General features: G+C 62.8%; 17 protein-coding genes and 1 riboswitch. Of the genes, 4 read left to right on the forward strand and 13 right to left on the reverse strand.

All coding sequences use genetic code 11. The features are described from left to right. Positions 1-110: 110 nt before the first annotated feature. From K288_RS45335 to K288_RS0112300, 5 genes are all read right to left on the reverse strand, one after another. Positions 111-881 (reverse strand): Crp/Fnr family transcriptional regulator, encoded by a 771-nt coding sequence (locus K288_RS45335; protein ID WP_051334496.1) that lies wholly within the window; start codon positions 879-881, stop codon positions 111-113. Positions 882-1063: 182 nt separating this feature from the next. Next, positions 1064-2131, reverse strand: coding sequence for a transporter substrate-binding domain-containing protein (locus K288_RS0112285; protein WP_043159711.1), 1068 nt, complete (start codon positions 2129-2131; stop codon positions 1064-1066). A 225-nt stretch (positions 2132-2356) separates the two neighbouring features. Then, positions 2357-2881 carry a flavin reductase family protein gene (locus tag K288_RS0112290; RefSeq protein WP_084799569.1) on the reverse strand — a complete coding sequence of 175 codons (525 nt, stop codon included), beginning with the start codon at positions 2879-2881 and terminating at the stop codon, positions 2357-2359. A 12-nt stretch (positions 2882-2893) separates the two neighbouring features. Continuing rightward, entirely contained in the window at positions 2894-3709 is an 816-nt protein-coding gene (locus K288_RS45340; protein WP_051334498.1) for a hypothetical protein, read from the reverse strand. Between the two features lie 45 nt (positions 3710-3754). Continuing rightward, entirely contained in the window at positions 3755-5272 is a 1518-nt protein-coding gene (locus K288_RS0112300) for a 4-hydroxyphenylacetate 3-hydroxylase N-terminal domain-containing protein (RefSeq protein WP_051334507.1), read from the reverse strand. A gap of 399 nt (positions 5273-5671) precedes the next feature. Between K288_RS0112300 and K288_RS0112310 the strand changes: the two genes are divergently transcribed. Next, positions 5672-6676, forward strand: a complete 1005-nt coding sequence (locus tag K288_RS0112310) for a helix-turn-helix domain-containing protein (protein WP_084799571.1) — start codon at positions 5672-5674, stop codon at positions 6674-6676. Positions 6677-6737: 61 nt separating this feature from the next. Here K288_RS0112310 and K288_RS0112315 read toward each other — a convergent pair whose 3' ends face one another. Continuing rightward, a complete protein-coding gene (locus K288_RS0112315) occupies positions 6738-7262 on the reverse strand; it encodes a hypothetical protein (protein WP_027579824.1) in 525 nt (174 codons plus the stop codon). 319 nt (positions 7263-7581) lie between these two features. Then, positions 7582-7780: riboswitch (cobalamin riboswitch) on the forward strand. A gap of 92 nt (positions 7781-7872) precedes the next feature. On the opposite strand from K288_RS0112315, the gene K288_RS45345 reads away from it, so the two are divergent. Then, positions 7873-9876 (forward strand): TonB-dependent receptor, encoded by a 2004-nt coding sequence (locus tag K288_RS45345; protein ID WP_256378825.1) that lies wholly within the window; start codon positions 7873-7875, stop codon positions 9874-9876. A 28-nt stretch (positions 9877-9904) separates the two neighbouring features. Here the strand turns inward: K288_RS45345 and cobD are convergent, their stop codons facing one another. Then, positions 9905-10894: a threonine-phosphate decarboxylase CobD gene (gene cobD / locus K288_RS0112325; RefSeq protein ID WP_027579825.1), complete on the reverse strand. Its 990-nt coding sequence runs from the start codon at positions 10892-10894 to the stop codon at positions 9905-9907. A 9-nt stretch (positions 10895-10903) separates the two neighbouring features. On the opposite strand from cobD, the gene K288_RS0112330 reads away from it, so the two are divergent. Both K288_RS0112330 and cbiB read left to right on the forward strand, forming a co-directional pair. Next, positions 10904-11785, forward strand: a complete 882-nt coding sequence (locus K288_RS0112330) for an ABC transporter substrate-binding protein (protein WP_084799573.1) — start codon at positions 10904-10906, stop codon at positions 11783-11785. Position 11786: 1 nt separating this feature from the next. Beyond that, positions 11787-12758 (forward strand): adenosylcobinamide-phosphate synthase CbiB, encoded by a 972-nt coding sequence (gene cbiB / locus K288_RS0112335; RefSeq protein WP_027579827.1) that lies wholly within the window; start codon positions 11787-11789, stop codon positions 12756-12758. Here the strand turns inward: cbiB and K288_RS0112340 are convergent. From K288_RS0112340 to K288_RS45350, 6 genes are read right to left on the reverse strand one after another with little or no spacing between them, the layout of a single operon-like run. Then, the gene (locus tag K288_RS0112340) at positions 12731-14218 is read right to left on the reverse strand and encodes a cobyric acid synthase (protein WP_027579828.1); all 1488 of its coding nucleotides are present in this window, start codon (positions 14216-14218) and stop codon (positions 12731-12733) included. The two genes, cbiB and K288_RS0112340, sit on opposite strands and share 28 nt — an antisense overlap. Further along, on the reverse strand, positions 14218-14844 hold the full coding sequence (cobO, locus tag K288_RS0112345; protein ID WP_027579829.1) for a cob(I)yrinic acid a,c-diamide adenosyltransferase: 627 nt from the start codon (positions 14842-14844) through the stop codon (positions 14218-14220). The genes K288_RS0112340 and cobO overlap by 1 nt, the downstream gene beginning before the upstream one ends. Then, the gene (gene cobN, locus K288_RS0112350) at positions 14844-18554 is read right to left on the reverse strand and encodes a cobaltochelatase subunit CobN (RefSeq protein WP_027579830.1); all 3711 of its coding nucleotides are present in this window, start codon (positions 18552-18554) and stop codon (positions 14844-14846) included. Before cobN ends, cobO begins: the two co-directional genes overlap by 1 nt. 17 nt (positions 18555-18571) lie before the next feature. After that, the gene (gene cobW / locus K288_RS0112355; RefSeq protein ID WP_027579831.1) at positions 18572-19585 is read right to left on the reverse strand and encodes a cobalamin biosynthesis protein CobW; all 1014 of its coding nucleotides are present in this window, start codon (positions 19583-19585) and stop codon (positions 18572-18574) included. Between the two features lie 13 nt (positions 19586-19598). Then, positions 19599-20123: a bifunctional adenosylcobinamide kinase/adenosylcobinamide-phosphate guanylyltransferase gene (gene cobU, locus K288_RS0112360; protein WP_027579832.1), complete on the reverse strand. Its 525-nt coding sequence runs from the start codon at positions 20121-20123 to the stop codon at positions 19599-19601. After that, positions 20120-20569 (reverse strand): DUF1636 domain-containing protein, encoded by a 450-nt coding sequence (locus K288_RS45350; RefSeq protein ID WP_084799574.1) that lies wholly within the window; start codon positions 20567-20569, stop codon positions 20120-20122. Before K288_RS45350 ends, cobU begins: the two co-directional genes overlap by 4 nt. Positions 20570-20692: the final 123 nt, after the last annotated feature.

The following is a 20692-nucleotide window of genomic DNA, read 5'->3' on the forward strand; positions in this document are numbered from 1 at the left end:
AAGCCTGCGATTCGAAGCCTGACACCGTGGGACTCGTGAAGTCTGTTCGATTTCGAACAGACTTCTGCTCAAAGGAGCAACGCAGAAATGCTTCCGTGGGACTTGGTTAATCAACCGATGCGCACGGAAGCTGCAGCAAATTGTCGCGCTGTCCGTCTCCTGCACCCAGTATCCGTAAATAGCGCATCGAATTGTCTGCGCGTCGCCGCGTAGCATTCGCAGGCCTCTGTTTCGAGGCGCACACGGTCGAGGATATTCACTCGACCGTGCTTATAGTGAATCAAGCCGGCCTTCTGCAAGGAATTGGCCGCAATCGATACGCCGGAGCGCTGAACCCCAAGCGTGAGGGCGAGCAACTCGTGGGTGAGAGGAAAACTGTCCGAGCCAGCGCTGTCGTGCGCGACCAGAAGCCAGTGGCAGCAGCGCTGCCGAAGCGAGTGCAGGCGGTTGCATGCGGCAATCTGCGAGAACGCATCGACAACCAGGCTAGTGTATCGGCGCAGAAGGGCCGAAGCTTCATCCGTTTGCGTGATCTTCCGCTCGAACGTGTCGCGATCGATGCGAAGCGCCATTCCCGGAATCCGGACGGCATATTCCCACATCGCGCCGCGGATTCCATGGATGGCGAAAAGTCCGACGATGCCTTCGTTGCCGACGGCTCCGATCTCGACAACTCGACCATCCTCCATGGTCTTGACGCGTGAAACCAGGCCTCGATCTATGAAGTAGAGATGGTCGATCGGCGCGCCGGCGCGAAAAAGCACCTGGTGCTGTCGCAAGTTCACCGGCTCGAGATGCGGCAAAATGGATTCGAGGCGCGCGACCATGAGCGCCTGCAACAACCGGTTGCCAGGATAGGCTCCCCCAAGTTCGTCTTCCATGCCGCCCGGGTCTTTCCGCCACCTTCGGCCAAAGTACCCAGCCCTGACGTTGCGAACGCCATCACTCGGAGTTCTGTTCCGAGGCACGCCCGCATACCACCCATGCGTGCGAACAACCTTACGAGAGTACCGACAATTGACGCCATGCGGGATTTGAGATTCGTCGAAAGCCGATGGGGCCGTCAGGGCGATCGTGCGTTTCCAAGGGCAAGGAACAGCGTCTGTTGCCACCGATCGCTTTCGATTTGATCGAGCACGGCGAGATCGAGCATCGGCCGCAAGGCGCTGCCTTTCGGCAGCACGATCGCATATCGCTCGCTGCTGAAGCTGGTGTCGACGACCCGAAGCGAGCCTGAGAAGTCGTTACGAACGATCCAGGCCAGGAGCGGCTTGTCATGCACGAAGGCATCGATCTGACCTCGGCTCAATGCGGATAGGCCGCTTTGGGCGTCCGGGAATCCCCGGAAGGAGAGCTGCTGGCGGGTGAAGTAGTCGCTTGTCGGAGAGTTCGCGACGGCGCCGACGCGAACGGATCGCAGGTCGTTGAAGCTGTGGACGGCGCCTTGGAGTTCCCTGCGCGTCAGGGTGGAGGTGATGCCGGCGGTGAACACGGCTATCGCGATGACGGAAGCGATCATCCATCCGGTCGCGACGATGCGCCCGGGGAGCGTTGCCGGTGCGTTCGCGGCGGCCCCCGCCTGCGTCATGGCAATGGTCGACCACCAGAAGCTGGAGCCGAGCCCCTTGGCGCCTCCGCCGAAATGTTCCGTATTCCGCCGCTCCAGCAGCCAAATGAGGAAGCCTACCGCCATCGCAAGACAAAGCAGCAGACCGACAGCCTGGAAGAAGCCGAAAGAGAGAAGCGCCCGCCCGATCGAAACCCAGGGGCTCTCATTGAGCGGCACCGCAATCCCGAGGCCGGTGTTATAGAAAGGTTGAGTGAAATCGACATTGCGTGCACGCGCAGCGGTCACGGTTACCGCTGCCACGCCGGCGTCGAAGGCGCCTTTCGCGACGCCATCAAGCAGGTCCTGCACGCTCTCGGTCTCAACCAGGCGAAACTTCAGATGCGCTCGATCAGCGATCCTCTTCCAGAGCTCAATGCTGATACCGCCCCAGTTCCCATCCGGCTGCTTCATCGCGAAGGGCGGGGCTTCCTTTGTTGCCACCACCAACTCTTTATCGAGCGCTATGCCTTGCGCGCGCAGGGCGCTGCCACCGAGCGCAAGCATCGCCAGCAAAAAATACATCAGGACCGATCGAAGCGACAAAATCACTGGTTTGACCTGAGGATGCCGATCTCGCCGCCGTTGACTACCGGAACCTGAGAAGATCCGCGCACGAGTCGGAGCACGCAATTCTTACTAGAATGATGGCAATTTGTCGCGCCACTCAGAACAAAATGGCGATGTCGTATACCATTGAAATTATGCGCAATTTTTGGAGATTTGAGGATGCCAGCATGGCAAATGTCGTCATGCGACGACCAGCGGAGATGTCGTCACATAGTGGCCGTCCTGGTAGACAAGGGGAGCAGCCACCGCGGAGAACCTCGCTTCCTCGACACTGCCGATGAAGATGCCGTGCGTTCCAAAATGCGTCTGCGTTTCCGTCTTGCAGAATAAATTGGCTTGGGCGTCAATGAGGCAAGGCAACTCGCGCGTAAGCGTCCAGTTGCCGCTCGCAAACCGCTCGGCGCCTCTCAATTGACCGCCGAAACCCTGCGAAACCTGCACATGCGGCGATCCGAGCAGGTTGACGCAGAAATTCTTCGATAATGACAGGCGGCGGTAGAACGCTGCAGCCGTGTTAACGCACACGAGTATGGCCGGCGGATCGATACTGACCGAGGTAATGGCGGTTGCCGTCATGCCGTGCCACCCGTCCCCATCAACGCAAGTCACGACGCTGACTGTCGCTGCGAGGCGGCGCATCGCATTGCGAAAACTGGATGCCAAATCGGGGATTTGAGAAGCTGAGGTCGTCCGTGGCATAGACATTTGCCTGCTCCCTCAGACTCTATGGCGAATGTGCGTGGCCGGCCGCGGCTCGAGAACAAAAAAGTACCGAACCTCGAAAACTGACTTGTGTAGTCCTCGGACAGACTGATCACGCGGTGCGTCCCGACGCACAAGCTGCACCACCAGATCCTCACGTACCGCATTCGCGACGTCGCTATCGAGGTAAGCCCCGCCATCGAAATAAAGTTGGGACGTCAATTCTTTGTATCGGGGATGCCTGACCTTCAGATGCAAATGGGCGGGACGAAAGAAATGCCGGCCCAGCGTCTTGAGCACAACACCAGTCGGCCCATTCTTCGGGATCTCGTAAGGTGGCGGAACGATCGTCCGGACCTCGAAGGCGCCGTCATGATCTGTTCGGAAGCGCCCGCGCAGATTCCATTCCGGGACGCCAGGATGAAAATTGGAGTAGCGACCCTCGGCATCCGCTTGCCACATGTCTATTTCGGCGGCCGCCAACGGCATCCCATCGGGCGACGCGACGATACCGCGAAAGAAGAGCACGTCGCCGGCTTCATCGCAGCGCTGGGGCAGCACATAGGGTGCCTTCAGCAGGGGAGAGTTCGGCAAGTAGAACGGACCCTCGATGGCCTCGATACTGCTTCGCCTATCGATATTGGCGTTATCCGTCGCTTCAGCTTCGAGAAACACATCGTAGAGCAGCGTTTCTTCTCCTGCCTTGACGGAATCCACCAGGATGTCCGTGGCGCAACGATACTCATCATGGGTGATCCCGTGCTTGCGCATGAATTGCAGCAAAGTCCGCTCGAGATCTTCGAGAATGATTCTGGTGCGTTCAATGTTCATGTGGCTCTCATCTCCGACAGAGACGCAGATTGTCCGAGGGAATGGCTAGAAGTTGAACTTGCCGATCATGTTGACCTCGTCAGGGTTGATCAGATCCGGCACAGTCCAGCCATCGAGGTCGTATTCGGCGAGGCATTGGTCCGCGAGTTCGCGATAAAAGCGGGTGAGCCCCATGGCATCCTGTGCGGCGAGAATTTCCGTTCGGACGGACTCGTGGTTGCCCCCGTAGTTGCGCTCATAGAGTTCGTGGCGGCCGCCAAACTCGGAGCCGATCGCATCCCACAGCAGCTTCATCACCTTGACCCGGTTGACCGCATCGTAGCCATCCGAGCCGCGAACATATTTGTCGAGATACGGACGAATATCGGGATTCCTGAAATCGGCCGCATGCGAGTTGAGGTAGATGAGCCCACTTCCGAGGTCTTGCTGGATGATCTCCCTGACCCGCGGATAACCCACCGTCATGAACCATCGATAGGCAAGACCTGCGTTGGTGTTAGGCAGAACGGTATTGCCGACCCAGGCATCCGGGTTATGTGCCATCGAGTCGGTGAGCGCCCACATCATGTTGCGCCAGGCGAGCACTTCTCCGAGGCGAGATTGCACACCTCTGAAGTTCTTGGAGCCCGTGATGTCCACCGCCTTGAGCAGCAGTCCGGCAATGAAATCGAGCTTGACCGCCAATCGCGTGCATCCCTGAAACGTGAAGCGAGGCAGAAAGCCCGATTGCGGGAAAAACGTGCTGGCTTTTTCGAGATCTCCATAGACAAAGACATTTTCCCAGGGGATCAGAACACGATCGAGCACAAAGATCGTGTCGTTTTCGTCGAGCCTGCTCGACAGCGGATAATCGAACGGACTACCCATCACAGCGGCCGTCATTGAATAGGATGGTCGGCAGATGAGCTTCATTCCCGGTGCCCCCATCGGAATTGTGCAGATGAGTGCGTACTCCTTCTTCTTGAGCGGGATGCCGTAATGCGCGATGAAATTCATATTGGTGATCGCCGAACCTGTGGCAACGACCTTGGCGCCACTGATGATCAGGCCATCGTCCCGCTCCTCTTCGACATGAACGAATACATCGGCAACTTCGTCCGGCGGGCGGTTTCGATCGACCGGTGGATGGATGATCGCGTGATTCCAATACAAGACCTTTTCCTGCGACTCGCGGTACCAGCGCCGGGCATTGTCCTGAAAGGGCGCGTAGAAGTCGGCGTTGGCTCCGAGCGTTCCGAGAAATGATGCCTTGTAGTCCGGGCTGCGGCCCATCCAGCCGTAGGTAAGCCGCGCCCAGACCGCGATTGCGTCGCGATCGGCGACCAGATCCTTTGCCGAATGGGCAGCCCGGAAAAAACGCATCGTATAGCCGCCACTGCCGGTGTCCGTGGGGCAAGTCAGGACGTCGCGAGTCCTGGGATCGTGAAGCGCATCGTACAGGCGCGCCGTCATCCGCACCGAGTTACGAAAGGCGGGGTGGGTCGTTACATCCTTCACGCGATCGCCGTAGAGATAGACCTCTCGTCCGTCCCGAATGCTCTCCACATATTCTTCGCCGGTCATGGGACGTGCCGGTCTGCCGATTGGGGCTTCCGACGAAGAGGCGGCTCGCGCATCCGCCGATGCTGCTTGCGAGGCCACATCGAGTTTCGCCTTCATTTCAACCTCCTTCGAACGAATTCGGATTTGACTGCCGTCGTGCAAAAGGAAATTAGATCGGCTCGAGGCAGGACGTCGTGAGCCGTGGGCGCACTTTCGCCAGCACGGATGCGTCCAGATCATCACTCGCGAAGGCGTGAGAAGTCGTGATCCACATCTCGATGAAATCTGTGTTGTGGCGCGACAGCGTCGTGCTCAAAATTTGACAGCGAGACTGGCGTTTGAACTTCACCAATAGGTATTTTCGCCGTCGTCAGGTCATGTCGAACCTTGAATCCAGGCGTCACGAGAACAGAGTCGATCATGCATCGGAGTGATGACACCGGCCGCGCGACAGAACCAGACTTCGAGACCTGGAGAGAATCGCTCCGCTCGATGTGTGGCGGATTTAGACCCACAGGAATCCCATCCGGCACTTTCGCTGGATGGGTGAGCAAGGTCAGTATAAGTGGGCTCACGGCATTGAATATTGGGTCCAATGCTGTCCGCGTCGAACGGACGCAGCGGGACGTTCGCGTCGATGGCATCGATCACTACTTCGTTGTGTTTCACCTCGCCGGGCAATCGGCCATGATCCACAACGATCAGGCCGTACAACTCGCTGCGAGCGATGTTGTGCTCGTCGATACGACCCTGCCCCTGGCATATTTGCCCAGCAACGGGGCGGCGCCGTGGAACTGCGTGACTCTTGGTTTGCCGCGCCAGTCACTGGCGTCCCATCTTGGGTTTGAGCCGCAGGGTGGAATTTTCAGACGCGGCGGGACGTCCGCCGGGCGTCTGCTCCTGGACATTATCAGCGATGCCCAAGCCAGCGACGGATCAACCTTCTCACCGGCCGATGCCTACATGCAATTGGCGGCCTATGATCTCGTCGGTGCACTCTTTGCGCCATCCGACCATGAACTCCTTTCGCGCCATGCGGACAAGCTGTTCAAGCGCATCTGCAACATTATCAAAGCCCGCTTTGCGGATCCCGACTTCGGTCCCTGCGAGGTGGCGGCCGAAGCAGGAATCTCGCTGCGCTATCTTCAGAAGCTCTTCACTGCACACAACTCGACCTGTAGTCACTTCATACAATCGGTCCGGTTGGATCATGCTGCGCGTCTGTTGCACCGGCGGGTGCTCCTGAACACGAACCAGCCCATCAATGAGATTGCCTACAGCAGCGGCTTTGTCGATTACACTCATTTCGCACGACGATTCCGCCGTCGCTTCGGTCGCGCCCCAGGCGCTCGCCCCGAAGAACCCGCTTTGCAAGCCACTGGCGAGGAAACAAAGCGCGCTGGTGCCGGCGAAAGCTCGTCGTAAACCCGCACCACCTTTGTCTCTCGCTCGAGTCAAACGGGATGAAGCCGCCCGCGGCGCGGGCTCATGCACCTCGCGCATCGCGTATTGCCTGAGCGACTTTCGTCGCCTGCGACACCCGTCCGATTCGCGCGCCCGTGACGATCTTTCTTCGGCGCGTGCTCAAACGCGGCACCATGCCTTCGTTGGCGGTAGATCCGGCGGAGGGATAGGGAACGAAGCTCGCGGACCGCAGCGCGAGAGCCTTTCGAGCCGCTTCGACATTGTCGGTCCGAGCTGCCAGATTGTGAAGACGCCTGAGCTCGCTGTTCACCCGCTTCAGTGCTGCGGCAAACACCTGCTTGCGTTGTAATGGACGGTCAGCGGTTCCAGGGAAGTTCGCGCCGCGAGCCTGGCCCTTTCCGCGCGTCTCTCGCCGCTTTTGTCGGCCGAGCGTTCGCTCCTTATCGCGCATCTTGCGCAAGCGGGATCGCATATCGGCAAGATCGGTCGGCTCGACGTCATAGATGGCGGGATGATGCGTGAGGCGGATCGTCTCGTATTCGTCGTGGTCGAGCAGGCTGCGTTCGAACTTGCATGGGACCGACATCTTCTGTTCCTCCGTTGAATCTTTCGATGCTCACGTGAGAAAAATCATCCAGGTCCAGCGTCGTTGCGTGGGTGCCTGCCAGTCGATGAACAGGCTACCGCTCCAGGCCAGTATTGGCAACCTGAGGTATTTATCTGAGCTGCCTGAGGCCAGTCGCGCGAATAGTGTGGTGTGTTCAGCGCTGCGAATCAACGAGCCGTTTTCACCCTTTCGCCTGTCAGCAACTTTCTATGTTCGTCATTCAGTTCGTCGCTATCAGCGATCTGGAAAATGCTGTTGGGGTCTGGAGGATCGATTTGAGTTTTGCTCCGCCTTGTGCTTGTTTGCGCGCGTCATCGGTGCCCTTCTAGGGTGAAACGGGAACGCGGTGCGGGAATCTTCCCAACGCCGCGGCTGCCCCCGCAACTGTAAGCGGTTATTCGCGATCCGGATGCCACTGGACCTGCCAGGCAGGTTTGGGAAGGCGGATCGGGAGACGACTGCGAGCCAGGAGACCGGCCGTTGATTTGTATCAACTCGTTCGACGGTGGGTCGGCGGAAGGCATTTATGAGCTTGCGGCGTTTTCTTGCCGGGTGTGCGGCCGTTGTCGCATGCGGTCACACCGGCGCGATGGCCCAATCGGGTCCCGAACAGCTTCCTGCTGTTGTCATCAATCCGAACGTCCGGTCCAAGCCTCCCGCGAGGAACAGGCAAACGTCTTCAACGACTCGTCCTGCGCGCCCAGCGCCCAGTATCGAGGCCCCTCCGGCAACTCCCGAAGTCGTTGTCACCCCCGACCGGACGCCGCAGCCCGCGAGCCGTACCGGAAGCTCGGTCAGCGTCGTCACGCACGAGGTGCTCGCGACCAGCAATCCGGCCTCGCTCGTCGATGCGTTGCGGACGGTGCCGGGGCTCGATATCACCGAAAGCGGCGGCCCCGGTGCAACAACCAACGTACGCTTGCGCGGCGCGAATACCGGCCAGACGCTGGTCATGATCGATGGCATCAGGGTGAACGATCCGACCGCCGCCAGCGGCGATTTCGATTTCGCGATGTTCGCACCGAGCGCGATCGAGCGGATCGAGGTGCTGAAAGGACCACAGAGCGCGCTCTACGGATCGGACGCGATGGGCGGCGTGGTCAACATCATCACCAGGAAAGCCGCCGGTCCGGCACAGCTCGACGTCAGCACCGAGGGAGGAAGCTACGGCACAGCGAGCAGCAGCGCAGCGCTGACCGGAACCTCGGGACCCTGGTCCTACGCGTTCACGGGAAGCGGTCAGCATAGCAACGGCTTTTCACGCTACGGCTATCGCATCCCCGCGCTCGAGGCGAAGTATGGTCCCCTCGAGCGCGACGACTTCGACCGCGTCGGCGGCTCGGCTCGCATCGGCTACGACGCCGGCGAAAGCGTACGCCTGGAGACGGGCATGCTGACCTCGTTCACGCGGTCCGCCTACGATCAGGCCAGCGGAGCGTTCCCGGACACGCCGTCGAGCGCGACGCGTCTTCTCGAACAAGTCTGGGGACGCGCCTCATTCGACACGTTCGGCGGCGTCCTCACCCACAGCGTGAGTGCGTTTGAGACGCACATCGACCGCTCGTTCGACGACGTCACCTACAGGACCAACAAGCTGCCGCGGAACACGACGTCCATCCTCTCCAATTTCGTCGGCGACAGCACGGGCCTGGAATATCAGGGCAACCTCAAGGTCGGTCTGCTCGGATCGCTTATCGTCGGATCGCGCGTGCAGCACGAAACGGCGAGCACCTCCACCACCAACCTGCTGCCGATTCCCGGCGCTTCGACGCCACAACTCGCGGGCACGCAGGACACGAATTCGGTGTTCGCGCTCTGGCAAGTGCCGATCGGCGAGCGACTCAACGTCACGATAGGCGGCCGGGTCGACGATGTCGTCGACGTCGCACGGTTCGAGACATGGCGAGCCACCGCGGCCTACAGTATCGCGGAGACCGGCACCAAGCTGCATGCGAGCGCCGGGACAGGCGCCAAGGCGCCGACGCTCTATCAGCTCTATGCGCCGACCTATGGCAATTCCGCGCTCAGTCCCGAGGAAAGCTTCGGTTACGATGCCGGCATCGACCAAAGCCTGTTCGGCGGCCGCGTCGTGGTGTCGCTGACAGGCTTCGGCAACAGGTTCAGCAACCTGATCGACTTCGAGACCGATACGGCGCATCCGCTCGGGCACTACGTCAACGTCTCGCGTGCCGAAACCGACGGGTTGGAGCTCGGGGTCAATGTCGATGTCCTGCCGGGCTACCTGAAATTCAACGCAGCCTACACCTATCTGCAGGCCAGGGACCTTTCGACCGGCTTGACGCTGGCGCGCCGGCCAGAAAACCTGGCGAGATTGTCGTTCTCGATCACCCCGATCCCGGATTGGCTGATCGAGCCACGCGTGCTCGCGGTGTCCACGCGCTACAGCGGCTCGAACGAGACGCTGCCGCTGGACCCCTACGTCCGCGTCGACCTCTACACCGAATACAGGATCGACCAGACCTGGAAGGTGTATTTGCGCGGTGAGAACATTTTCAACGAGTACTATCAGGAAGTGTTCAACTATGGCACCACCGGTCCCGCGGCTTATGCCGGGTTCAACGCCCACTGGTAGAGCGGATGTGATGGACGCGCGGAATGCGCTATCTAACCGAATGAAGCGCGCTGGCCAGGCGATCGAGACCATCGTCCGACGCAAGGCCAAATCGCAGCCATTCGCGCGCCCAGTCGAAGCTCCGGCACCAGATGTGGCGTCGGGCCAGTTCGGCGTGCAAGGCCGGGGCGTCGGGATGGGAGGCGAGACGAAACAGCGTGGTCCCTCCGACGACATGCAGACCGGCCGCTGTCAGGACCTGATCCAGCTTCCCAGCCTCCCGAGCGAGCCTCACACGTGTCGCATTGGCCCAGGATCGATCCCGCAAGGCGGCCGTACCCAGGTGGAGCGCCGGGCCGGAGACCGGCCATGGACCAAGCGCCGCGGTGATACGCTCGACGATGTCGCGTCGGCCGATCACGAAGCCAAGGCGAAGTCCCGCGAGCCCGTAGAATTTGCCGAAGGAACGCAGCACGAGGATCGGAAGGTCGGCGCTCATCCCGGCCGCACTGATGGCGGGATCGACATCGGCAAAGGCCTCATCGATAACCAGCCAGCCTCCGCGACGGTCGAGCCGTTCAGCAACGTGCCGGAGCGCCCCGCGATCCGCGATGCGTCCATCCGGATTGTTGGGGTTGACGATCACAGCGTGAATGGCGCGTTCAGGCAGCGCGGAGAGATCGTCCACTGCGATGATCTCCCGGCCCCCGCTGCTCCACGCGGCCGAATGCTCGCCATAGGTCGGAGCAGCGATCGCAACCGCTCCTGCGCCGGCGAGATACGGGATCCATTGAATAAGGGCCTGCGTGCCGGCGGCGGCCGCGATATCAGCGTCGTCGGGCACATCGTAGGCTTCGCGCGCAGCGGCGAGCAAAGCCTGCTCGTCGGCCCGGGATGGCAGGCGCGTCCATGCACTGCCTGGAACGGGATGCGGAATCGTCCACGGCCAGGGATTGATTCCGGTCGACAGGTCGAGCCAGTCCGCAGGCTCGCCTCCATGGCGCGCAATGGCTTCCGTCAGATCACCGCCGTGCTTCATGATCGCTTCATGCCATCAATCGGGACCAGGCGCGAGACCCTTGTTGGCATATTGCGGCCGGCGATCGGCGCAACGTTCGCGTTGCTGGCACCGCTGTTCGCGGCGCATGCCGCTCACGCAGCCGACCTGCCGCGCGTCGCGTCCATCAATGTCTGCACGGACCAGCTTCTCTTGGCGCTGGCCGATCCAAGCCAGATTCTCGGCCTCAGTCCCTATTCGCGCGACCCCGCCCGCTCTTGGAACGCGGAGAAGGCTGCGGCCTACCCTCGATTGTCGGGCGAAGCCGAAGATGTCCTGATACTGCGGCCGGCCGCCGTAGTCGCCGGCAAATTTACCAAGCGTGCAACACGAGAATTGCTGAAGGACAAGGGCGTCCGCGTGGTCGAATTCGACGTGGCGCGTTCGCTTGATGACGTCAAGAGCCATATTCGGCAAATGGGCGAACTCCTACACCAGACGGATCGCGCCGCATCCGAGATGCAGCGACTGGACACGGCAATCCGGCACGCCAAGGAGGCGGTCTCGCAGCGACCTTATCGCGTGCTGGCGTTGTCGCGGCGCGGCTGGGTTTCGGGCGGCGGCGGCCTGATCAGTTCCATGCTGGCTACGATCGGCCTGAAGAACGCGGCCAATGACCTCGGCTACAAGCTTGGAGGCTTTGCGTCACTGGAGACGATCTTGAACCTCAAACCCGATCTCCTCCTCGTGTCTGACGGCGGCGACTTCGCGGAGGACGAAGGTGAAGCCTTCCTGCGGCATCCCGCGCTTGAACGTTTCTATCCGCCGTCGAAACGCCTGGTGATCCCCGAGAAACTGACGGTCTGCGGCGGGCCGATGCTTTCGGAGGCGCTGGAACGCCTCGTCTCCGAACTAAGCCGCGTGGCGCGATGATATGCTGGTGGGAAGCGAGACGCTCTTGATCGTGGTGCTGGCGATCGCATTCGATGGGCTCATCGGCGATCCGGATTTGCTGTGGCGCCGCTTCCCTCATCCGGCGGCGCTGATGGGCTCGGCGATCAACCTGCTCGATCGCGCGCTGAACCGCGAGCAATGGTCGGCCGCACAGCGCAAGGCCGCGGGATGCATGACGATAGGCATGCTGGTCGCGACCTGCGGGGGCCTTGGCCTGCTGCTGGAAGCCGCGCTGGGATGGACACTGCTCGGACAGGTAGCCCAGGGGCTTGTGGCTTCCGTCCTGATCGCGCAACGGAGCCTCTATCAACACGTCGGCCGGGTCGTCTCCGCCTTCACCGGCGGTGGACTTGCCGAGGCAAGACGCGCGGTATCCATGATCGTCGGCCGCGATCCGGAACAGCTCGACACCAGCGGCGTCTCGCGCGCGGCGATCGAATCCTGCGCGGAGAATTTTTCCGACGGCGTTGTCGCCCCAGTGTTCTGGCTGGCGCTGCTCGGGCTGCCGGGATTGCTGATCTACAAGGTCGTCAACACGGCGGATTCGATGATCGGCCATCGCAGTTCCCGCTATGAATCCTTCGGTTGGGCCGCGGCGCGGCTTGACGATCTGCTCAACCTCGTGCCCGCAAGATTGGCCGCAGTGCTGATCGCTCTGGTCGCGCCATTCGCGGGTGGCTCCACAGCGCAGGCTTTCAAGGTGATGTGGCGCGACGCTTCAAAGCACAGATCTCCGAATGCGGGCTGGCCGGAAAGCACCATGGCAGGTGCGCTCGGTCTCGCGCTGGCCGGGCCTCGCCGTTATGGCGACCGTCTCGTCGATGACCCCTTCCTCAACGGCGGCGCCCGGATGGATGCCGGTCCTGCCGACATCCGCCGCGCGCTCAAGCTGCTGATTGCCGCCTGCTCGCTGGAAGCAGCGATCTATGCGGCGCTAGCGTTGGTGGTTTGACGGCTCCTTGCGATCTCGAGCATGCGGTCGATGCCGAGATGCGCTTCCAGATGGTCGGCCAGCGCCTCGAGCGCCGATTCGATCCGCGATTCATAAGCGACAGACGATGCGATGCCGAGATTGGCAAGCCACGCCCTCCGGAAGCTGTCATTGACGAACAGCCCGTGCAGATACGTCCCCTGCACCCGACCATCGGTTGAGCAGGCGCCGTCGGGACGGCCGGCAATCCGGACCACCGGGCGCCCGCAATCCGCACCACTGGTGCGGCCGAGATGGATCTCATAACCCTCGATCGGGCTGCCTGTCGCGCAATGAATACCCCGCACGCGCGTCGTCGATTTATGGGCATCCATCGTCGTGGCGATATTGAGCAGCCCGAGCCCCTCGACCGTGCCGGCCGGGCCATCGATGCCATAGGGGTCAGCGATCGTCCTGCCGAGCATCTGGTAGCCGCCGCACAGTCCGAGCACCTGACCGCCGCGCCTCGCATGCGCCTTGATGTCGATATCCCAGCCCTGCGCGCGCAGGAAGGCGAGATCGCCGATCGTCGATTTGCTGCCGGGCAGGATCACGACATCGGCGTCAGCCGGGATCGGCTCGCCCGGCCGCACGAACACCAGCCTCACGCCAGGCTCCATGCCCAGCGGGTCCAGATCGTCGAAATTGGCGATGCGCGCAAGCACGGGAACGGCGATGACCTTCCGGGCGGACGATGCCTGCACGCGATCGAGATCGATGGCGTCCTCGGCAGGCAGCCAGGCGGCCTGAGGCAGCCACGGCACCACGCCGAGCGACGGCCAGCCGGTCATGCGCGTCACGGCTTCGAGTCCCTGATCGAACAGCCTGGGGTCGCCGCGGAACTTGTTGATCAGGAAGCCGCGAATGCGCGCGCGCTCCTCGGTCTCCAGCACGAGATGGGTCCCCACAAGGCTCGCGATGACACCGCCGCGGTCGATATCGCCGACCAGCACGACAGGAATATCGGCCGCCGTGGCAAAGCCCATATTGGCGATATCGCCGGCCCGCAGATTGATCTCGGCCGGACTGCCCGCACCTTCGACCAGCACGATATCGGCGGCGCGGGCAAGATGCGCGAAACTGTCGAGCACGGCAGGCAACAGCGCCGCCTTCTTTCCGAGATAGTCGGCCGCGCGAAGGGTGCTGCGCCGCTGGCCCTGCACGATCACCTGCGCGCCGGTGTCGGTCTCGGGCTTCAGGAGCACGGGGTTCATATGGACGCTGGGCTGCATCCGCGCGGCGCGCGCCTGCACCGCCTGCGCGCGGCCGATCTCGCCGCCATCGACTGCCACCGCGGCATTGTTCGACATGTTCTGCGGCTTGAACGGCGCGACCTTGAGGCCGCGCCTGACCAGTGCCCGCGCCAGGCCCGCGACAATCGTCGACTTCCCGGCATTGGAACCAGTGGCCTGGATCATCAGCGCCGGCGTCGGCCGCGCCATCAGAATTCGACTCCCTTCTGCGCCTTCACACCCGCACGGAACGGATGCTTGACCAGCGTCATCTCGGTGACCAGATCGGCCATCTCGATCAGCGACGCATGCGCATTGCGGCCGGTGATGACGACGTGCTTGTCGGCCGGCTTCTCGTCACGGAGAAAGGCGAGCACTTCATCGATCGGAAGATAGTCGTAACGGAGGACGATGTTGAGCTCATCCAGCAGGACCATACGATGGCGATCGTCGCGGATCAGCTCCTTGGCGGCCTCCCAACCTTTCCGGGCGGCCGCAATGTCGCGCTCGCGATCCTGCGTTTCCCAGGTGAACCCCTCCCCCATCACGTGCAAGGTCACGAGGTCCGGAAACCTCGCCAACACCCGCGCCTCTCCCGTATCCCACTTCGGCGACTTCGTGAATTGAACGACGGCGACGGGATAGCCGTGACCGATATGCCGAAACACCATGCCGAGCGCGGCTGACGTCTTGCCCTTGCCGGTGCCGGTATGGACGATCAGCAGACCTTTCTCGCCGGTCTTGGTCGCCATGATCTTGTCACGCGCCGCCTTGTGCTTCCGGGCCTTCTCGCGATGACGGGCATTCTCGTCGTCGGCTTCGTGAGATGGATTCATCATGCGATCTCTCTTTTGGCTTCGTGCAAACTTTCGGCAATCAGATCCACGGCGCGGTTGGAGCGCGGCGTCCATAATCCGCGCCTGATGGCTTCCGCGAACCGGGCGGCCATCTCGCGGAGCGCGGCGGGATTGGACTGCTCGATGAAATCTCGTACCCGGTCGTCTTCGAGATAGGCCGCGAACAACTGATCGAAGTGATGATTTGAGACCGCATCGGTCGAGGCGGCAAAACCGAACAGATAGTCCACGGTCGCAGCCATCTCGAACGCGCCCTTGTAGCCGTGCCGCATCACGCCGGCGATCCATTTCGGGTTGGCGGCGCGGCCCCGCACCACGCGGGATATCTCATGCGCCAGCGATCGCACCGCCGGCATCTCGGGCCGCGACGTATCGATATGCGCAATGCGCGGCGCCTGCCCGCGCAAGGTCGACACGGTCGCCGCCAGTCCGCCCATGAACTGATAGTAGTCGTCGGAATCCAGGATATCGTGTTCGCGGTTGTCCTGGGCCTGCGCGATCAGGTCGACATCGGCGAGCCGCGCGACAAGATCGTCGCGGGCAGCGCTGCCCTCGGCCCCTGCGCCATAGGAATAGCCGCCCCAATCCAGATAGACGTCAGCCAGATCGGCGCGATCGTCCCAGCCGCCCTCGTCGATCAAGGCTTGCAGTCCCGCGCCATAGGCCCCCGGCTTCGAGCCGAACACGCGATTGTTGGCACGGCGCTCGGCGATGTCGCGGCTGATGCCGCTTGCTTCCAGTGCCTGCCGTCGTCGGCGGACATTCGCGGCGATGGGATTCGCATCATCAGGCTCGTCGAGCGCTGCGACCGCCGCCACCGCGCTCGCGATGATGTCCATCTGGGTCGGAAACGCATCCCGAAACAGGCCCGAGACACGAAACGTGACATCGATGCGTGGACGCTTCAATTCAGACAGGGGCGTGATCGCAAAACCGGTCACCCGCCCCGAGGTCTCCTCCCACGTCGGCCGGACCCCGATCAAGGCGAGCGCCTGCGCAACATCATCGCCGCCGGTGCGCATGTTGGCGGTCCCCCAGGCCGACAGCGCGATCGTTCGTGGCCATTCGCCGGTTTCCTGCCAGAAGGATTCGACGAGCCGTTCGGCCGCCAATTGCCCGATCCGCCAGGCCGAGGGAGTCGGCACCGCGCGCACATCGACGGCGAAGAAGTTGCGGCCAGTCGGCAGCACGTCGGGCCTGCCACGCGTCGGCGCTCCCGACGGACCGGGACGCACGAAACGGCCGTCGAGGCCGCGCAGCAATGCCGCCATCTCCTGCGGAGGGCTCGCGTCGATGGCCGGCCGCAATCTCGTCTCGATCCAGTCCAGCACGGCTGCGGTGCGCACCCATGACGGGTCGGACTCCATCTCACCCGACACCAGCCGCAACGCCAATTGTTCGATCCGCTCGACGGTGTCTCCCGTCGTCCGCCACACGCCCGAGCCGAGTCCAGCCAGGACCGCGGGCCGTGGCCCTGTGAATGTGTCGGCGAGATCACGGGTCAGCGGGTCGAAATCGGCAAGACCGAGATCAAGCGCCAGTGCGCGATGCAGCGAGGCGTCTTCCGGCTTGCGGTCCGATCGCGGCACGCGCGCGATCGACACGAGCAGATCGGCACACTGTCTTGGATCGGGCGCGCGGCCAAAGACGTGGAGGCCGTCGCGGATCTGCATCTCCTTGATGTCGCACAAATGCGCATCAAGCGCGCGCAGCGCCTCGCCGACCGGCATGTCCCGCGTCAGGTTGACATCGGCATCGAGCTGCCTGGCCCGGGCCGTCGAAAGGATGTCCTCTGCGATGACAGCGGCGCGCTTCGGATCGAGGTCGGTCGCAACTGAATATTCATCCACCATCGATTCCAGCCGCGCCAGATCGTCATGCAATCCGGCGCGGGTCACGGGCGGCGTCAGATGATCGACGATGACCGCGGAGGTCCGGCGCTTGGCCTGGATGCCTTCGCCGGGATCGTTCACGATGAATGGATAGAGATGCGGCAACGGGCCGAGCACCGCGTCCGGCAGGCATTCGGCGGAAAGCCCGGTGCTCTTGCCCGGCAGCCATTCCAGATTGCCGTGCTTGCCGAGATGCATGACCGCGTGAACGTCGAAGGCGCGGCGCAGCCAAAGATAAAACGCCAGATAGTGATGGGGCGGAACAAGGTCCGGATCGTGATAGGTGCTCTTGGGATCGATATTGTAGCCTCGCGCCGGCTGCACGCCGACAACGACGCTGCCGAAGCGATGCAGGCCGAAACGGAACGCACCATTGGTGACGTGCGGATCATGGGCCGGATCGCCCCAGCGTCCGATGATCGTGCGCTGGATGCTGGAGGGAAGCGCGCCAAACGCCGCCTCGTACTCGGCAAGCGGCCACGACGCACCGCCACGCCGCAAGGCGCGGGCGTCGAGGGCATTGGTCGGTCCTTCCTGCAACAGCCGCATCATGACGGCCGCATCATCAGGGGCGCCGGAAATCTCGTAGCCTTCGTTCCTCATCGCGCCGAGGATTCCGATCAGGCTTTGCGGCGTATCCAAGCCCACGCCGTTGGCGAGACGGCCGTCGCGATTGGGATAGTTGGCGAGGATAATGCCAACCCGTCGCTGGCTCGGAGGCGTACGGCGCAGCCGCACCCACGCCGCGGCGAGATCGGTTGTCGCCGCGACGCGATCCTCGACCGGCCGGAAAGCTGTCGGCGTGAAGGCGCCCAGGCGCTGTCCGGATTCCTTGAACGCGATGGCATTGGCGAAGATGCGCCCGTCGACCTCGGGCAGGACCACATGCATGGCAAGGTCCCGCGGATTGAGACCGCGGGTCGAGCCTTCCCAACTCTTGCGGGAAATGCCGGCTTGCGCGACCTGCAGCACCGGGCAATCGGTCTCCGACAATATCCCGGCGTTTTCGCGCGCGGTCGCCGTCGCAAAGGCCGTCGCGTTCACGATGATATCGGGCGGGTGCGCGGCAAGCGCGGTGCGGAGAAATGCGATCGAGCGTTCATCCTTGAGGCTCGTCACATAAAGTCCGACTGCATTGAGCCCGCGCGCCCTCAGCGCGGAGCAGAGTGCATCGATCGCGGCCGTATCGCCGCCGGCGACCAGGGCGCGGTAGAAGATCACGACAGCGTTGGGCCGCTTGTCCGCGGCAGGTCCTCCGCTCCAGAAGCCGGCGGCCGGCATTGGCCGCGCCGACGGCGGCCTGTTGCCGTGACCGATCAGGTGCGCGGCGAAGCGAAGCGCCAATTGCGCGTTGTCGACCCCACCTTCGGTGCAATAGCGCCACAGCTCAAACGTCTCGTCGGCGCCGAGCGTACCGCGCGCGGCCAATGCTGCGTTCCAGTCGGTTTCTCCGGGAATGCAGGCGAACAACCTCCGGCGCTGGATCGCGTCGCGCCGAAGGCTTTCGACACCGTGCGGCCAGTAGCTTTCGCCGCCGAGCATCCGAAGCACGACGATCTTTGCTTCGCTGAGCGTGCGTTCGACATAGAGATCGACCGAGGCGGGATGACCAAGAGCCAGCAGATTGGTCAGGCGGACGCTTGGGAAGCCTGCAGGCAATGCCGCATGCGCGGCGCCGAAGGCCGCCAGATCACTGTCCGCAGCGGACAGGATGACGATCTCGGCGGTTTCCTGCCCGAGGTCGCGCGCGACATCGCCGTCGTCGATGCTGCCGCCGCTGTCGAGTTTCAGGTGCATGATCGCCTTTCGATAGGCTATCCCGCAAGCGCGCGGCGCGCCGCATCGGCGTCGAAGCCTTTGAGGCCGATCACGACCAGATGCTCGGCCTGCCTGACGTCGGGCCGCGCGAACGCCAGTTCAACACGGCTGCCGACGGCCTGCACCACGATCGGCGCAGGCTTTTCGGATATCCTTGCATGGCCCTTGACGCGCAGCACACCTGCCAGACTCAGGACGTCGCTGACCCTTGCGCGCATCGCCTCGACGCTCTCGGCCGCAGCGGGCGTCACGACGATGCTGTCGAAATCGTCGTGATCGTGTTCTTCCTCCTCGCCGTGGTGACCGGCCCGCGCGGCGAGATCGTTCTCGGCATCGGCCTTCATTCCGATCAGGACATCGGGAGCAAGCGCACCATGGGAGCGGACGACACGGACGCCTAGCCTCAATTGCGCGCCCAGCCGGTCTTCGATCCCGGCAAGCACGTCTGACGGCACCAGATCGCTCTTGGAAAGGACCACGAGGTCGGCACAGGCGAGCTGATCCTCGAACACTTCTTCGATCGGGTCGTCGTGATCGATCTCCTCGTCCGCGGCACGCTGAGCCGCGACCGCCTGTTCGTCGAGCACGACGCGTCCCTCGGACAGCGCCAACGCATCGACGACCGTCACGACGCCGTCGACGGTCGCGCGGGTGCGGACCGCGGGCCACGCGAACGCCTTCAAGAGTGGCTGCGGCAGCGCCAGCCCGGACGTCTCGATCACGATCGCATCCAGCGGCTCGTCGCGTGTCAGCAGCTTGTCCATGGTCGGAATGAAATCGTCGGCGACAGTGCAGCAGATGCAGCCATTGGTCAGTTCGACGATGTCACCGGGCGCACAGGCCTTGGCCGCGCATTCCTCGACAAGGCCGCCATCGAAACCGGCATCGCCGAACTCGTTGACGATGACGGCGATGCGGCGGCCGTCGGCTTGCGTCAGAAGCGAGCGCAGCAGCGTGGTCTTGCCGGCACCGAGGAAACCGGTGAGCACGGTGACTGGAACACGGGACATTTTTCAGGACTCCTTAAGAGGAACGTTTGAGCCACAGCGGAAGACCTGCCGCGACGAACACGACATTGGGAACGGTTGAGGCGACCATTTGGTTGAGACGGCCCTGCGCATCACGGAAATCGCGGCCGAGCCTGGTTTCAGGCACGATGCCGAGACCGACCTCGTTCGACACCAGGACAACGGGATTTGCGGCGGCGCCAATGAATTGCGCAAGCCGTTTCGCCTCGACATCGGGATCGCGCCCGGCAAGCATCAGGTTGGAGAGCCAGAGCGTCAGGCAATCGACCAGGACCGCGCGTCCGGGCCGCGATGCCTGTGTCAAGGCATCGATGAGCGCCAGCGGCTCCTCCACGGTCGTCCAATCCGAGCCGCGCCGGCTGCGATGATGCGCAATCCTGTCCTGCATCTCTCCATCGCCTGCAGTCGCCGTCGCCAGATACACGCGAGCAAGGCCGCTTTCGGCAATCATCCGCTCGGCGAAGGCGGATTTGCCCGAACGCGCGCCTCCCAGCACCAGCGTGGTCGAGAGGGAATTCATTTCGGGGCGCTACCATCTTCGGGAGACCAGCGAACGGGCGGCAGCCGCGCCACCATCCCCTTGCGCAGGATTTCGGCGCGCTCGCGCCACGGCACCAGGCCATACGTCGACTTGCGATAGGAATCGACGAAAGAGACGACGGCCTCGGCCCCCTCGGGCTGGAGGTCGCCGAACAGGAAGGTGTAACCGTCCGAACTCGAAACCGCGACCGTGGTCGGCCGCTTGCACACACTCAGGCACTGCACGCGCCGGACCTGAACGGCTGCATCGCGCTCGGCTGTTGCGTCCCGGATCGCGTCGAACATCGCGGGGCCGGCCAAGACGCCCTCTGACGTCTTGCAGGTGACGCATACGCTGACGATGACAGGACCATCCGGCGCAGTCGCCGGCAAAGATTCATCCGGGCAGGGATCAGGATGTTGCTGATCGACGTCGTTGCGATCCATCACGATGCTCAAGTCAGGGCCATGACGTCAAAGCCATGACGGCCGCGAGCTTTGTTGGATCGCGTTCGACGGTGGAACGACCATCGAACTCATTTCGTCCAGTGCACCCCGCCCGACGAACCT

The organism is Bradyrhizobium sp. Ai1a-2, assembly GCF_000426245.1.
GTDB lineage: Bacteria > Pseudomonadota > Alphaproteobacteria > Rhizobiales > Xanthobacteraceae > Bradyrhizobium.